This window comes from Halalkalibaculum roseum (assembly GCF_011059145.1).
In the GTDB taxonomy this organism is placed as follows: Bacteria; Bacteroidota; Rhodothermia; order Balneolales; family Balneolaceae; genus Halalkalibaculum; species Halalkalibaculum roseum.
Genome location: NZ_JAALLT010000002.1, coordinates 360140 through 374873, shown reverse-complemented (window position 1 = coordinate 374873; position 14734 = coordinate 360140). Strand labels below are relative to the sequence as shown.

Annotated in this window: 11 protein-coding genes; 6 read left to right on the top strand and 5 right to left on the bottom strand. The window is 44.9% G+C overall.

Going from position 1 to position 14734, the window contains the following annotated elements:
- Positions 1 to 237 precede the first annotated feature (237 nt).
- Positions 238 to 948 carry a TIGR00266 family protein gene (locus G3570_RS05760; protein ID WP_165140188.1) on the bottom strand — a complete coding sequence of 237 codons (711 nt, stop codon included), beginning with the start codon at positions 946 to 948 and terminating at the stop codon, positions 238 to 240.
- Between the two features lie 358 nt (positions 949 to 1306).
- On the opposite strand from G3570_RS05760, the gene G3570_RS05755 reads away from it, so the two are divergent.
- The 6 genes from G3570_RS05755 to htpX all read left to right on the top strand — a co-directional run bounded on the left by G3570_RS05755 (position 1307) and on the right by htpX (position 11052).
- A complete protein-coding gene (locus G3570_RS05755) occupies positions 1307 to 4030 on the top strand; it encodes a S9 family peptidase (protein WP_165140186.1) in 2724 nt (907 codons plus the stop codon).
- 107 nt (positions 4031 to 4137) lie between these two features.
- On the top strand, positions 4138 to 4569 hold the full coding sequence (locus G3570_RS05750) for a hypothetical protein (protein ID WP_165140184.1): 432 nt from the start codon (positions 4138 to 4140) through the stop codon (positions 4567 to 4569).
- A 154-nt stretch (positions 4570 to 4723) separates the two neighbouring features.
- Positions 4724 to 5266 (top strand): DinB family protein, encoded by a 543-nt coding sequence (locus G3570_RS05745; protein WP_165140182.1) that lies wholly within the window; start codon positions 4724 to 4726, stop codon positions 5264 to 5266.
- A 370-nt stretch (positions 5267 to 5636) separates the two neighbouring features.
- Positions 5637 to 6845 carry an efflux RND transporter periplasmic adaptor subunit gene (locus G3570_RS05740; protein ID WP_165140180.1) on the top strand — a complete coding sequence of 403 codons (1209 nt, stop codon included), beginning with the start codon at positions 5637 to 5639 and terminating at the stop codon, positions 6843 to 6845.
- Positions 6846 to 6879: 34 nt separating this feature from the next.
- Entirely contained in the window at positions 6880 to 9990 is a 3111-nt protein-coding gene (locus G3570_RS05735) for an efflux RND transporter permease subunit (RefSeq protein ID WP_165140178.1), read from the top strand.
- Positions 9991 to 10167: 177 nt separating this feature from the next.
- Positions 10168 to 11052, top strand: coding sequence for a protease HtpX (gene htpX / locus G3570_RS05730; protein WP_165140176.1), 885 nt, complete (start codon positions 10168 to 10170; stop codon positions 11050 to 11052).
- Between the two features lie 37 nt (positions 11053 to 11089).
- Here the strand turns inward: htpX and G3570_RS05725 are convergent, their stop codons facing one another.
- From G3570_RS05725 to G3570_RS05710, 4 genes are all read right to left on the bottom strand, one after another.
- Positions 11090 to 11260: a hypothetical protein gene (locus G3570_RS05725; RefSeq protein WP_165140175.1), complete on the bottom strand. Its 171-nt coding sequence runs from the start codon at positions 11258 to 11260 to the stop codon at positions 11090 to 11092.
- A gap of 145 nt (positions 11261 to 11405) precedes the next feature.
- The gene (locus G3570_RS05720) at positions 11406 to 11819 is read right to left on the bottom strand and encodes a nucleoside 2-deoxyribosyltransferase (protein ID WP_165140174.1); all 414 of its coding nucleotides are present in this window, start codon (positions 11817 to 11819) and stop codon (positions 11406 to 11408) included.
- Between the two features lie 59 nt (positions 11820 to 11878).
- Complete coding sequence (locus tag G3570_RS05715; RefSeq protein ID WP_165140173.1) at positions 11879 to 13072, bottom strand: phosphoglycerate kinase; 1194 nt, start codon at positions 13070 to 13072, stop codon at positions 11879 to 11881.
- Between the two features lie 31 nt (positions 13073 to 13103).
- A complete protein-coding gene (locus tag G3570_RS05710; protein WP_165140172.1) occupies positions 13104 to 14573 on the bottom strand; it encodes a hypothetical protein in 1470 nt (489 codons plus the stop codon).
- Positions 14574 to 14734 lie beyond the last annotated feature (161 nt).

The following is a 14734-nucleotide window of genomic DNA, read 5'->3' as shown; positions in this document are numbered from 1 at the left end:
GGATGTTTCGTGAAGGTTATTGTGTATGTATTAATTCATGAATCAGCAAAAATAACCCCGGTCTGAGCTTCGTCGTTCAATCCATGAGATACCAGAATGACAACGAATTTTCTTACTCATTCTTTGCTATTTAATACAATAATGTTCCTGTGAAGCAAAATTTATTTTCTCATCTAGATATGATGAGTTGATTCTGACAGCTGACCTTCGGTGAGCCGAACTACCATTTAGGGGGTATTAACCCTTGTCGTTGTAATGTACATTCACTGCGGATGCAATACGATCAACCAATCGTGAGAAAGGCAAACTTTGTAAATAAACGGTGCCGGGACCGGTGACTTCTGCAAGAAACAGTCCCTCCCCACCAAAGAGAGCATTTTTGAAACCGCCGATAAACCGGATATCATAATCCACGTTTTCCGAAAGCCCGACCAGGCATCCGGTATCCACGATAAGTTTTTCACCCGTGGCTAGCTTTCGCTTGATAGAAGTACCTCCAGAGTGCATAAAAGCTAAACCACTTCCGGTGAGTCGCTGAAGGATGAAACCCTCTCCGCCGAATAAACCGCTACCGAATCGCTTTGTGAAAGCAACCTCTACCTCTATGCCCGCAGCGGCACACAAAAAGGCATCTTTCTGACACAAAAAGGATCCTCCCTCCTCTTTAAGATCAATCGGCACTACCTTTCCCGGATAAGTGGCGGCAAAACTCACTTTCTGTTTCTTTCCTGAATTATTTAGAAATGAGGAGATAAAAAAGCTCTCACCCGTCACCATTCTTTTTAAGCCTTTGAAAATTCCACCTCCCGTGGAGGTCTGCATCTCTATACCCTCATCCATGTACATCATGGTGCCTATCTCACCGCGTACAGCTTCACCGGGATCGAGCTCCACCTCAACAATTTGAAGATCATTGCCATGAATTACATAATCTATCTGATCTGCCATCTATGTTTCTGTTTGTTTATAATTTCTATCCATGATTACGGCTTATAGCTTTAACATGCAAGGTTATCGAAAGTGCATTCTTAAGGCGAAATGACTCTTGAATTAAATACGATTTGTGCAGAAAAGCACATAAATCTACGATGGAATCCTTATTTACTGTGGATGATTTACTCATGCCTAAGTCTATAATTTTCAAAAAATTCAATTTAATCTTTTTAAAATTGCGACCATTTTTTCACATTAGTCCATTGCCTGCAACTACCTTACGCCTTCTTTTGCTGTATGGCAACTCGTTGCCATGCGGGTTAAGGTATTGGCTGCAACTATCACCACCGCATATGAAACATACTTCCCGATCATGAAATATCTCACTACCCTACTATTTTCACTGACTATCATTTTATATATAGCACCCTCCGATCTTCTTGCACAGGAAGCGGATCCCGCAAAATGGACTGTAGAAGATGTCATCAAGCAGGAGAGCGCCTACAGTCTTGAATTCTCCCCGGATGGCAGCAGTCTTGTGTGGGTTAAAAGAAGAGCCGATAAAGAAGAGGATAAATTTATTACTGATCTTTATCTCACTCGACTGGACGTAACAGAGGACGATACGTTCAAAACAGTGCAGCTAACCCGTGGCAAAGAATCGGATAACAGTCCGCTCTTTTCAAGAGATGGAAAGACCATCTATTTTCTATCCTCGCGGGAGGAAGGCAAAAAACTTTGGGCCATGAGTATTTATGGAGGGGAACCCTATGAGGTACATACCTTTGAATCGGGCATTTCTGATATTCAATGGCTGGGAGATGACAAATTGGCCTTTGAATCGGATGAAGGAAAAACGCTGTATGAAATGAAGCTTGAGGAAGCCAAAGACAACACAGTTGTAGTGGAAGATACAGCACATTTTAAGGCAAGTCGTATTTACTCATTCGATCTGGAATCAAAAGAGATAAGCCGGCTAACTGACAATGAATTCCCGGTGGGTGAGTACCGGGTTTCTAAAAACGGAAAGCATCTGGTCACCTCTCATATCCTCTCACCTGACTATGGGGCTGATGCCAATCCCAAACCTACCTACTACCTTTGGGACCTGGAAACCGGTGAAAAACAACAGATTTTAAAAGACGGATACCAGACCCCTGGAAATTTTGAATTCACTGAAAACAATGAAGGATTTTATTTTGTATCGGTAAAGTCTTCCGATCCGGAGTGGAACGGAGCCGGTATAACCTTGCTGTACTATTATAACTTGGCAGATAATACGGTTAAGAATGTACCCGTCGATTGGGATTGGGGACTCGGTTCAGGGTTTGATCTGATAGGCAACGATCTGATTGTAGGACTTGCCAACGGCGCCACGGTAAAGCTGGCTTACATGGAGAAAACCGGAAACGGATGGAATAAAAAAGAAGTGGACGCCGGCGAGATGGATGAGCGTGTTTCCATTGTAGCGGTAGGCAAAGAAGGAAAGAATGTGGCATATGTCTATTCAACCGCTTCAACCCCTCCGCAGTATAGGCTAGCGAGTTTAAAGAAAGGTCGCAACAACGTATCCCTGCCGGAAGGCGAAGAACTTTTTAAGCTTAATAAACACCTTGACAAGAAAACCAAAGCCCGTACTGAAGTGGTGACATGGACCGGCGCGATGGATGATGAAATTAATGGCATTTTGTACTATCCGCATAACTACCAGGAAGGACGTGCCTATCCCCTCGTTGTTACTATACACGGCGGTCCATCGGGTGTGGATACTGACAGCTGGAATGAATCATGGACAGACTTTAACAATATCATGGCTCAGAAAGGAGCGTTCGTACTGCAGCCCAATTATCACGGCTCTTCCAATCACGGACTGGAATTCGTGGAATCCATTAAAGGACATTACTACGAATATGAAGTACCGGATGTTATTTCCGGAGTTGAGATGCTCATTGATAAGGGCATGGTCGACCGTGACTCACTTGGGGTTAAAGGATGGTCGAACGGCGCTATTATCACAACTATGCTCACGATTCAATACCCCGAGATGTTTAAGGTTGCGGCACCCGGAGCAGGAGATGTTAACTGGACTTCCGATTATGGAACCTGTCGCTTTGGTGTCTCATTCGATCAAAGTTATTTCGGTGGAGCCCCATGGGACAACACCGATGGAAAAATCTACAATACAACCTACATACAAAAATCACCTCTGTTTGAGATGGAGAAGGTGAGAACCCCTACCCTTATTCATCACGGAAGTGAAGATCGTGCCGTACCGCGTGACCAGGGCTGGGAGTACTACCGCGCCCTTCAACAGATTGAGAAAGCACCTGTCCGCTTCCTGTGGTACCCGGGACAACCTCACGGACTGCAGAAAGTGACGCATCAGACACGAAAGATGGAAGAAGAGATCAGATGGTTTGACACCTATCTTTTCGGTACCTACGAGCCTGAAAATGAGGCCTTCAAAGAAGAGAGTCCCCTTGCCGAGATCTTGAAAAAAGATAAGATCCAGATGAATGAGGGGCTTTATGGAATGGTAGCCGGCGGAAGTCTGATACCGGAAACAAATCGGATAAAAGAAGACTCAATAGCCATCGGGCGCTTTGAAGTCACAAATGCTCAATTTGCTGCCTATGATCAGAATCACTCATATCCTGCGGTAAGGGCAAATTATCCGGCAACCGGAATTACCGTGGAAGATGCCATAGCTTATACCGAATGGCTGAGTTCGCTGACCGGTAATACCTATCGGCTGCCAAATTCCGATGAAGCCACCTCCCTGCACAAGCAGGCTAAAAAGACTGCAGCCAATGAAAACACTCTAAACTACTGGGCCGGCTATGAGATCACAATCGATGAAGTACCCGAGTTGCGTGAAAAAATGGGTGAACTCCAGCACTCCTTGCTTAAAGAATCGGGATCCTACAAAGGCACCAAGCTGGGTGAGGCGTTGATTTATGACCTTGGCGGTAATGCTTCAGAATATCAGGAAGATGGATCAAGCTACGGGTATTCAGCCGTCAGTTATGTTGATGAACGCGGAGAAGTGAAGGAAGCTCCCTTGTCATACACCGGCTTCAGAGTGATCATGGAATAAGCTGATTCTTATATGAAATATGAGGAATACAACTCCTTAAAGTGGATAATCGCTGTCTTAATTCTTAGTATCCGTCCCTAAAAAGAAATAGGGTCACAGTTAATACTATGAGTTTTACCTCCTTCTTGTCATCACTATTTAGAAGCCTCCTGGCATTTTTTCTGGGCGGACTGGCATTTATTCTAATAGTCATGCCCTATGGTATCATTCTGGACTCTGTGTTCCCTGGATCTATGGGCAGTGACATGATTCCGGAAACCCTTTCTTCACAGGTACTGCTTATTGTTATCAACTTTATCGGAGGTTCTATTGCCACTTTGGTAGTCAGCCTCATGGCCCCCAAACGAATAAACGTACATGCCTTTCTGTTTGGAGTTTTTCTGCTATTTTTAAATCTCTCTACTCTCTTCGGCAGCTCAGTATCCTGGCCGCTCTGGATATCAATAGTGCTTCTTGTTGCCCTACCATTTGAGATTTGGACGGGGGCCTGGCTCGGAAATTATATTAGAGTAAGTGATCAGCAAAAAAGTGCCGTATAACATTGAGCTGTGTATTTGTGACCATCAGACCATAGCTTACTGATTCGCGACAGAGTTATTCATAAATTATTTGGGATTCCGGTTAGGTTATTTGCAGTTAATGTTATCTCATTTCATATTATCGGTACCTAAATTCTAATCCAGCACACGAATTATGAAAACACTATTAACCCTGATCTTATCCTCTCTCCTATTTTTATCAATTTCATTACCGGATTCGACGGCACAAAGTTCTGAGACTGACCATAATTTCAGAGAGCAGTTTATCGCTCATTTTCAATATGCTTCACGCGTGCTGGATCTTGCCAAAGCCATGCCTGCAGATACCTACTCCTGGCGTCCGGGTGAAGGCGTTATGTCGGTGGAAGAAGTGTATACTCACATAGCACGCTATAATTATTTGTATGCCGCCACTTCTCTGGATATACCAGCTCCTGACGATATTGATATGGAGAACATGGAATCCATAAGTGGTAAAGAAAATGTTGTTGAAGTACTGGAAGCTTCCATCGATCATTTAATGGAAGCGGTAAAGCAAATGCCGAATGCCAAACTTAATGAAGAAACCGAATTATATGGAAGGACGGTCAACGGCCGGGGCGTTCTCATGCAACATATCACACACATGAGTGAACACGTCGGTCAATCAATCGCCTATGCCCGGATGAACGGTATTGTACCTCCCTGGAGCAGATAGCAGCAATTTTTTTAGCTCCCAATTAGCAATTTTTCTCATTGATTTACCTATGCCGTAGACAGAAAGAGAGCTATTTCGTTGTAAATAGTTATGGGTTCGATGTATCAATCTTGAGAAACATAGCGATCAAGATACTAGGCTGAGTAAATTGTGACAATAAATTGGCACCGGACCTGTAAAAAAATGTGGAGTCCTAAATATATTCTACACTCAATAAGCGTCTTCGTGCCGGATAACTTCAAAATTGCTATAGATTTACCCCTTATTATTTAGTAAATGCCGGAATGATGACAAAGGCATTTCAATTAGAGTGAATATAATTCGTTTCTAACAAACGATTAATATCCACAGCCAAAGATAGATCCCGCTTATGAACTGGAATAAAACGCTGCTCATTTCCGTCATAATTCTTTTGACAGGTGGTGCTGTAACTGCACTCATTTTTACAACAGAACCCGAAGCTTCCCGATCCGGTGCTACACAGGAAACCGCCATGCTGGTGAATATCATTGAGGTTAACCGGGATAATTACCAGCCCATTATCGAAGCCATGGGTACTGTCAGGGCCTCCCAGGATATCACCCTCAGTCCAAGAGTCAGCGGACAAATTGTGGAACGTTCAGATGAATTTACACCAGGCGGTTATGTAAGAGAGGGTGATACCCTGTTGCGAATTGATCCCTCTGACTATGAAAATAACCTGGAGCAACAACGCAGCGAACTTCAACAGGCTATGGCTGATTTGGATCTTGAAATGGGTCGACAGGAAGCTGCCGAAAAAGAATACGAGTTATACGGAGATACCTTATCCGAACAGAATAAAGCCCGTATATTGAGAAAACCTCAACTGGATGCTGTAAGGGCGCAAGTTGCAGCTGCTCGTGCAGCGGTAAATCGAGCAGAAATGGATCTGAAGCGAACCACTTTAACCGCGCCTTTCGATGCCCATATAATAAGCAGAAATGTAAACATTGGTTCACAGGTGGCTCCGGGAAATAATCTGGGACGGTTGGTGGGGCTGGATACCTACTGGGTGGAAGCATCGGTTCCCTTGTCAAAGTTGCGATGGCTTAACATTCGTAACAATGATAATTCCGAGGGGTCGGAAGTTCGAATAAGGAACCGAACGGCATGGCAGGCTGATGAGTATCGAAGCGGGACTCTCTTTAAAATGGTCGGATTCATTGAAGAGCAAACCAGAATGGCAAGAGTGCTAGTAGAGATTCCTGATCCAATGGCTTATCGTGATGAAAACTCAGGATCCCCTTCCCTGATTATCGGTTCTTTTGTTGAGACAAATATTGAAGGAAATGAACTGACTGACGTCATTCGCCTAAACCGGGATTATGTGCGCTCAAATGATACCGTATGGATTATGGAAGACGGTAAACTACGCATCAGAGATATTGATGTGGTAATGAGGGATGCCAACTATGCCTATATATCGGAAGGCCTTAATGATACCGACAAAGTTGTTACCACAAATTTATCTACCGTATCCGATGGGGCCCCGCTCCGGCTTGAAGGGTCAGCCTCCCAAAATTCTTCGCGTCCGGATAGCCTAATGAGTGACATGTAACTGTAACGAGCCCTGAAACAGCTAAACCAACACTATGGCTGAATCCAATAATACCAATACAGAGAACAGCAGTCTGTTCAGCGGACCTATTGCCTACATGGCACAAAATCCCATTGCTGCAAACCTGCTGATGATTATACTGCTCGGCGGCGGCATCTGGACCATGTTCAATATTCAGAAAGAGGTATTCCCGCAATATCAACTTGATGTTGTTGAGGTGAGTGTAGTCTATCCCGGTGCGGCACCTGCAGAAGTGGAACAGGGCATACTGAGACCTGTGGAGGAAGCCATAAGAGGTGTAGATGGAATCAAAGAGGTGACCTCCCAGGCAGAAGAAGGTTCAGGTAACGTGTCTATCGAGCTGGTAGCTGGTACCGACCGCATGAAGACATTTCAGGATATTGATCAGGCCGTCAACAGGATACGAACCTTCCCCGACGATATCGAAGAGCCTGAAGTTCAGCTGCAGTCCAACCAGCAGGAGGTTATGACCATCGGTCTCTATGGCGATTCCGATATCTGGACACTCCGCAAACTGGCTGAAAATGTGCGTGACCAGCTTCTCAACAATGAAGAGATTACACAGGTCGAAATCGGGAATGTGCCTGACTATGTGACCCATGTCGAAATTCCACGTAACAAATTGCGGGAGTACAATCTTACGCTTGGACAGATTGCTGAAATTATAGCCCGTTCCAGTGAAGATATCCCTGCAGGCGCTGTTGAAACCAATGCCGGTGAAATTTTACTTCGCATGCAAGAGCGCAAACAATGGGCTGATGAATATGGAGATATTGAAGTGATCTCCACTCAAAATGGCGGGTCTGTGACCCTGGCTGATTTAGCGGTCATTGAAGATGGTTTTGAAGAGACCGGCTTTCATGGACAATTTAATAGACAGCCAACCGTCGATCTTCAGATATATAGGATCGGCGAACAGTCACCTTTGGAAATTTCTGCTGCCGTTAAAAGTATCCTGGAAAATGCGGAACCCAATTTCCCTCCGGGAGTGCAATATCGTATTGACAGCAGTGCAGCAAGGGATTATAGCGAACGTCTCTCTTTACTTACCGAAAATGGTATCCTGGCCATTTTGATTGTTCTGTTTATTCTCACCCTCTTTCTGGAATACCGATTGGCATTCTGGGTCATGATGGGCATGACCATATCGTTTGTAGGCGGCATGCTGTTTCTACCGATGCTTGATATCAGTATCAACATGATATCTATGTTCGGGTTCTTGGTGGTGCTGGGTATTGTAGTAGATGATGCTATTGTGGTAGGTGAGAATATCTATGAATACCGGCAAAAGGGAATGAATTTTATTGAGGCAGCCATCACAGGTGCTAAAGATATGGGCAAGCCGGTAACCTTTGCCATTTTGACCAACATCATTGCCTTCCTGCCCCTGTTGTTCATTCCGGGAACTACGGGTAAATACTGGTGGCCCCTTCCCGCAGTAGTCATAGTAGTACTGATCGTTTCACTGATGGAAGCCCTGTTTATACTTCCTGCGCACCTGGGACACAGCTCCAAAAAAGAAAGTCGTTTCCGGCTGGGTCAAATCATACATCGATGGCAACAGAAATTTGCCACCAAGTTTAACAAGTTTATCGATACCTACTACCGGGCATTCCTGGATCTATGCCTGAGAAATCGATATATCACACTAAGCACCGCAATTGCCCTGCTTCTCGTTGTAGGGGGTTACGGGTACAGTGATCATATGGGCATGGTTATGATGCCGGAAGTTTCGGCAGATGAGATTGAGGCCGGCGTTTCTCTTCCGGTCGGTACCACCCCGGATCAGGCTGCAAAAGTCGCGGAGGAAATTACCAATAATACCTATGTGATGTTTGAGGAGCATAATTTGTTTGAAGTGGCGGATGGCATTAAAACGAATGTCCGCGGTCAGAGTTTTATTGATGTTGAAATAGTTATGAAGCCGCCAGGGGAACGAGATATGAGCGCACAAGATGTGATTGAACTATGGCGAGATAATATAGGCGATATCGAAGGGGTTGACCAGATTACCTTTGAAGCTGAACGGGGTCCGGCCGGGTATCGGCAGGATATTACCGTGGATCTCAGCCACTCGGAAATTGAAGTCCTTGAAGCAGCCAGCCAGGCATTTTTCAACCGGGTACAGGCGTTTGAGGCAACTCGCGATGTCAACGACAATTACAATCGCGGCAAAACCCAGTTTGATTTCAAATTATTACCCGAGGGTCGAAAACTGGGACTGACACCTGCAGATGTTGGATCACAGGTACGCAACGCCTTCTATGGGGCACTTGCCATGCGTCAGCTTCGTGGCACCAATGAGATCGAAGTCCGCGTAAAGCTGCCGGAAGAACAGCGCAAGGACATCTACCACCTGGAAGATTTGGTCATCCAGACTCCGACCGGAATGGAGGTACCGCTGCTTGATGTGGTCAGTATTGAAGAAGGTGAAGCCTTCACTTCCATCAACCGTCGTGACGGTCGCAGGGTGGTTTCTGTTGGTATGGATGCCGAACCCGCCAATGCCGTGACCCGTGTGCTTGAATCTATCCAAACCGATGTGCTGCCGCAGCTTCGGGCTGACTTTCCCGGTATAACATGGAGTTTCGAAGGGAGTCAGGCTGAGATGCGCGAGTCTACCCAGGCATTGTGGGGAAGTTTTGCGCTGGCAATGATGGTCATCTTTGCACTGCTTGCCATAGCATTTAGAAGCTACATTCAGCCACTCATCGTCATGTTTGCCATTCCGTTCGGTATCGTGGGTGCGGTAATAGGTCATATTCTTCTGGGCTATGACCTATCATTGGTAAGCCTTATGGGAGTTATTGCCCTTTCAGGTGTGGTATTGAATGATTCGCTGATTATGATTGACCTGGCAAATAAAAAACGGGGAGATCATTCGGCTTATGACGCCATCCATGAGGCCGGCCTGCGGCGTTTCCGTCCTATTATACTAACTACCCTCACTACCTTCGGCGGACTTACTCCCATCATACTGGAAACCTCACGTCAGGCTTATCACCTGATACCAATGGCAATATCACTGGGCTTTGGGATTATCTTCGCGACTTCCATTATACTCGTAATTGTTCCCTGTCTGTACATGATACTGGAAGACATCGTGGCAAAAGTGACAGCCTGATTTTGATACCATTAGTTGATCCCATATAGTTATCCTTAGTTGCCTTTTCTTGTAAGCTAAGGGTAACTTTCCATCAGTTAATACTATCTCCTGCTGAAATAATTTTAAGTAGGAAATTGCGTTGTTAGTTATATTCGAGAGTGGTCCCTAACAAATAAATTTTTCTAAACAAATACTATGAAGCGCGTTTTCTTATTTCTTGCCACCAATCTGGCTATTATCATAGTAGCCAGTATTACGCTGAGTTTACTTGGTGTCGGTTCTTATCTTGATGGAACGGGTCTAAACCTGCAGGCTCTGCTAATATTCTGTTTTGTTTTTGGAATGGCCGGATCTTTTATATCCCTGCTTCTCTCCAAGAAAATGGCCAAATGGTCGATGGGAGTTGAACTTATTGACCAGCCTGAAAACCGAAGTGAAGAATGGTTACTTCAGACCGTTCGACGGCAGGCTGAGCAAGCCGGAATAGGTATGCCGGAGGTTGGAATTTTTCCTGCTGACCAGGCTAACGCTTTCGCAACCGGATGGAATCGGAATGACGCCCTGGTTGCTGTAAGCAAAGGTATGCTTCAGCGATTTGAGCATGACGAGGTGGAAGCTGTTCTTGGTCACGAAATCGGACACGTTGCCAATGGCGATATGGTTACCCTGGCACTGATACAGGGCGTGGTTAACACATTTGTTATGTTCCTGGCTCGGGTAGTAGGATTTGTTGTGGATAGAGTGGTTTTGAAAAATGAACGAGGTCTGGGCATCGGCTATTTTGTTACCACAATTTTAGCCGAAATAGTACTGGCAATACTCGCTTCGATGATTGTGTTTTGGTTTTCACGTCGCCGTGAGTTCAGGGCCGATGAAGAAGGAGCCCGACTCGGCAGCCGTAACGGTATGATCAACGCACTTGAACGTCTTAAAACTGACGCTCAACAGCCGACACCTATGCCCGATTCTATGAAGGCTTTTGGTATTTCCGGCGGCAAGTCTCAGGGTTGGAAAAAACTTTTTATGACTCACCCCCCTTTGGATGAGCGTATTTCAGCTCTGCGAAATTTGGCCGCTTAGCTGCAGTAGAGTAGATGGCAGTTCTAATACGCTGTTCCTATCTCTTTTTCATGGTTATGCCCATGCCGCCACTCTGCATGAATAGAAATGCAATCTCCAGTTCGAGATTCTGTGTGATAGCATCGATATAATCGGGATCGGGATAATTCATATTGTGAGCGATCACAAAACCTCCGACCTTCACCAAAGGAAGGATCATTTTATTCACATATGTAAGTTATCCATGCTTTTTACATTTTTGGATAACTGAGTATTAATTTTTAGAAACTGATGGAACTGGTAAACCGTCGTTAATAAGTCCATCCCATCAAGTCTTTGACCACATTCGGTTTATGGCTTCCCTAATTTTAAGCTCACTGTCTAGTGCGGATGCCAAATATATGGCATAAAATTTCCCGGGCCTCCGGAAATTTGTTATAAGAATGGCAAGTTACTTTTGGCGAACCTTTTATCATGGCTGAAACCCTCGTTTCTTCATTTTCTCGGTACAGGCAATAAACGGGTTTCTCAAAAGAGATGGCTTTGGCAATTTCATACCCGACACCTAAAGAAGGGGTTGTTACTTCTGCAATAACGATATCGGCCTCGTGTAGCCACTGGATATCCCGGTCATGGATCTCACGGTCGGACAGTTCTTCTTTCAATGCAGATGACCCAACATGCTCGGTCAGCACTTGGCCATACTTTTTGAGTTCGGTAATCAGATCCCTGTAGAGATCGGCATCAATTCTCCCTCCTCGTATCGACCCGGAAAAATAGATTTTCATAGGGCAATCTTTATTGTACTGGCCGTCTTAACTATGTATTAATTCTAGCGTTTCAAAATCTATTTATCCGTCAACGCTGCAACTCCCGGAAGTTCTTTACCTTCAAGAAATTCAAGGCTGGCTCCGCCTCCGGTAGATACGTGTGAGACTTCATCCTCAAGTCCCGCTTTTCTTATAGCCGATGCAGAGTCTCCGCCCCCGATTATGGTAGTAGCGCCATGTTCAGTGGCTTCTGCCAGTGCTTCCGCAACGGCGAAGGTCCCGTCTGCAAAGTTTTCCATTTCAAAAACTCCCATCGGACCATTCCATACTACGGTTTTGGCATTTTTAATGACGTTTCCAAATGAGATGGACGACTGGGGACCAATATCAACGGCCATCCATCCGTCCTCTATTCCGTCTTCGTCTACTACTTTATGTTCAGCGTCATTTTTGAATTCCTTTGCAATCACTGAATCCATGGGTAGCATGAACTTGATGCCCTCATCTTCTGCTTTTTGCATTAATGACTTTGCAAGATCTACTTTATCCTCCTCAACCAGGGAATCACCAATAGGTAAACCTTTTGCCTTGTAGAAGGTGTAGGTCATTCCGCCTCCGATAATAATGGTATCCACTTTACCCAGTAGGTTCTCAATTACACCGATTTTGTCAGATACTTTGGCACCTCCCAAAATGGCGACAAAGGGACGTTCCGGGTGCTCCACGGTTTCGCTTAAATATTTGATCTCCTTTTCCAGCAGAAATCCGGAAACAGCCGGTTGGAGAAACTTTGCCACTCCGGCCACCGATGCATGTGCCCGGTGGCTGCTGCCAAAGGCATCATTAACAAAAAGATTAGCGTGAGCGGCAAGCCTCATGCAAAATGCTTCTTCATTTGCTTTCTCCTCGGGATGGAAGCGTACATTTTCAAGCAGGACAATCTCGCCAGGATTTGCCTGTTGAATGACTTCTGCAGCCTTCTCCCCTATGCAGTCTTCAGCAAAATAAACGGGACAATCGACCAGCGTTCGTAGATGCTCTGCTACCGGCTTTAAACTCAGGGATTGGTCAAATTCCCCGCCCGGTCGACCGAGGTGACTGGTAAGTATCAGTAGCCCCCCATGATTGACTACATAATTGATGGACGGCAGTGCTTTCACAATACGGCTGTCATCACCGATCTTTCCGTCTTCTATGGGCACATTGAAGTCCACTCGCATTAATACTTTCTTGTTCTTTAATTCCACATCCTTCAGCGTCATTTTATCCATAGTCTCAAATATTTAAGTACAATAATTACTATTACCAGCTCAGTGAAATTCGTCCGAAACCGCCGTCAAACCAGGTAGGCGTTCCGGTTATGCGCGGTAAACCTATCCCTGATTGTTTGTCTTTATCCAGATCATAGGATATTCCGCCCAATAAATAAAAGTTTTCATTAACTCTATATCCAATGGTAAATGTCATGCGTTCGTTTCTGTTTCTTACAATCGGATAGACATTTCTAAAATCAAAATTACGGACACCATTACCGGGAGCTTTCTCTCCCTGAGGATAACGATAGTCAGCATGAAACTCTATTCCTGTTTGTAAGCCCTTCTTTAAGGAGCCGTAAAGCAATCTGCTTTTAATCTTCAAACGGCGTTCAATAAAATTAAAGGGCCGGCGTTCATTGGATAAATAATCAGGTGCCAGATCATCAGGTACCCGTTCTCCCTGTAACCGATCTACATTCCTTTCCAGCCACAGCCACTGCTCAAGTTGAAACAGACCGAACCTCCCGGTTGCAAAGAATCCTCCCCGATCGGAAAACTGCCAGTTATTAAAGTCCTCGTCAAATTGCGATCCCCGGGCCGGCTGGCGACGCAGCTTTGAAAAACGCCGCTGGAAGGTCAATCCCACTATTCCTTTAGCGTACTCATACTCAACCAAAGCTCCGATATAGTGTGCCCACTCTTCATCACGAAAGTCAAGTGAATCTCCGGAAGGATTTACCAGTTTCCGGGTGTAAGTTTGCAAACCGGCCAACAATTCTCCCCTGAAATTACCCATCTGGGGACTCACTAATTTCAGATTTAGTAGCTTTGGACTTTTCTCATACTGAAATGTGAGGTCATAAGTATCGTTGTAGCGGTTGTCGCTGTCATCTGCCAGACCCTGAACGACATTTCCGGTCCAATCAAGAAAAGTAATACCCGCATACACCATGCCTTCTTCAAACGAACCATATCGGTAGTAAGCCGTCAAGTCCAGGTCACTTTTATCATTGAGAAAGGTATGGCTACCGCCAACGTGATGTTTACCTTTGAAATGATGTTCATAACCGAGTTGAAAGAATAATCGGCTCGCTCTTAAGTTCTCTTCATGCGTGCCGTTTATGATAAAATCATTCCTGGAATCGAAACTATAAGTTGATTTGATTTTATTTTCCACAGCAAAGTCCCTGGCATTCAGGCTTCCAAAACTAAGGCGATAGGCTTCATCGGATGTTTCCCAATGAAAATCATCCACAAGAGTAAAGCCATAGGTGAGCAAATCAATTTCATGTTCCGGACTCATAAGATTGATATTATCCCGGAAGAGGCCGCGACCGTAATTGGTGCCTCCATAATTATGACTCCGATCGAGCATAAAGTTGAGCGTTCGTTGCTCCCAACCCATCAGAGTAGCATGTTGAGCAGCGGATTGGGCAAAGGTCCGGGATGTACCCAAGTAACAGATCCATAAAATAAGAAGAATACAGGTTTTAAAAGCCCGAGTGCTGGTTCGCATACTGCCAATTAGGTCATGTAGTGCCGTTATGATATTTTGCGAGAAATATATACTGAATTACCCTGCATACAAAAACAATATTAAACAGGCAGGTTAAGATAACAACCATCCCGTGAAGTTATTACATTAGCTGAGATGCGTGTAATGTAACCTGGTAAAAT

Bases quoted from the DNA above. Each gene is read 5' to 3' on its own strand.
- G3570_RS05760 (WP_165140188.1), bottom strand. From the start codon at position 948: ATGGCAGATCAGATAGATTATGTAATTCATGGCAATGATCTTCAAATT.
- G3570_RS05755 (WP_165140186.1), top strand. From the start codon at position 1,307: ATGAAATATCTCACTACCCTACTATTTTCACTGACTATCATTTTATAT.
- G3570_RS05750 (WP_165140184.1), top strand. From the start codon at position 4,138: ATGAGTTTTACCTCCTTCTTGTCATCACTATTTAGAAGCCTCCTGGCA.
- G3570_RS05745 (WP_165140182.1), top strand. From the start codon at position 4,724: ATGAAAACACTATTAACCCTGATCTTATCCTCTCTCCTATTTTTATCA.
- G3570_RS05740 (WP_165140180.1), top strand. From the start codon at position 5,637: ATGAACTGGAATAAAACGCTGCTCATTTCCGTCATAATTCTTTTGACA.
- G3570_RS05735 (WP_165140178.1), top strand. From the start codon at position 6,880: ATGGCTGAATCCAATAATACCAATACAGAGAACAGCAGTCTGTTCAGC.
- htpX (WP_165140176.1), top strand. From the start codon at position 10,168: ATGAAGCGCGTTTTCTTATTTCTTGCCACCAATCTGGCTATTATCATA.
- G3570_RS05720 (WP_165140174.1), bottom strand. From the start codon at position 11,819: ATGAAAATCTATTTTTCCGGGTCGATACGAGGAGGGAGAATTGATGCC.
- G3570_RS05715 (WP_165140173.1), bottom strand. From the start codon at position 13,072: ATGGATAAAATGACGCTGAAGGATGTGGAATTAAAGAACAAGAAAGTA.
- G3570_RS05710 (WP_165140172.1), bottom strand. From the start codon at position 14,573: ATGCGAACCAGCACTCGGGCTTTTAAAACCTGTATTCTTCTTATTTTA.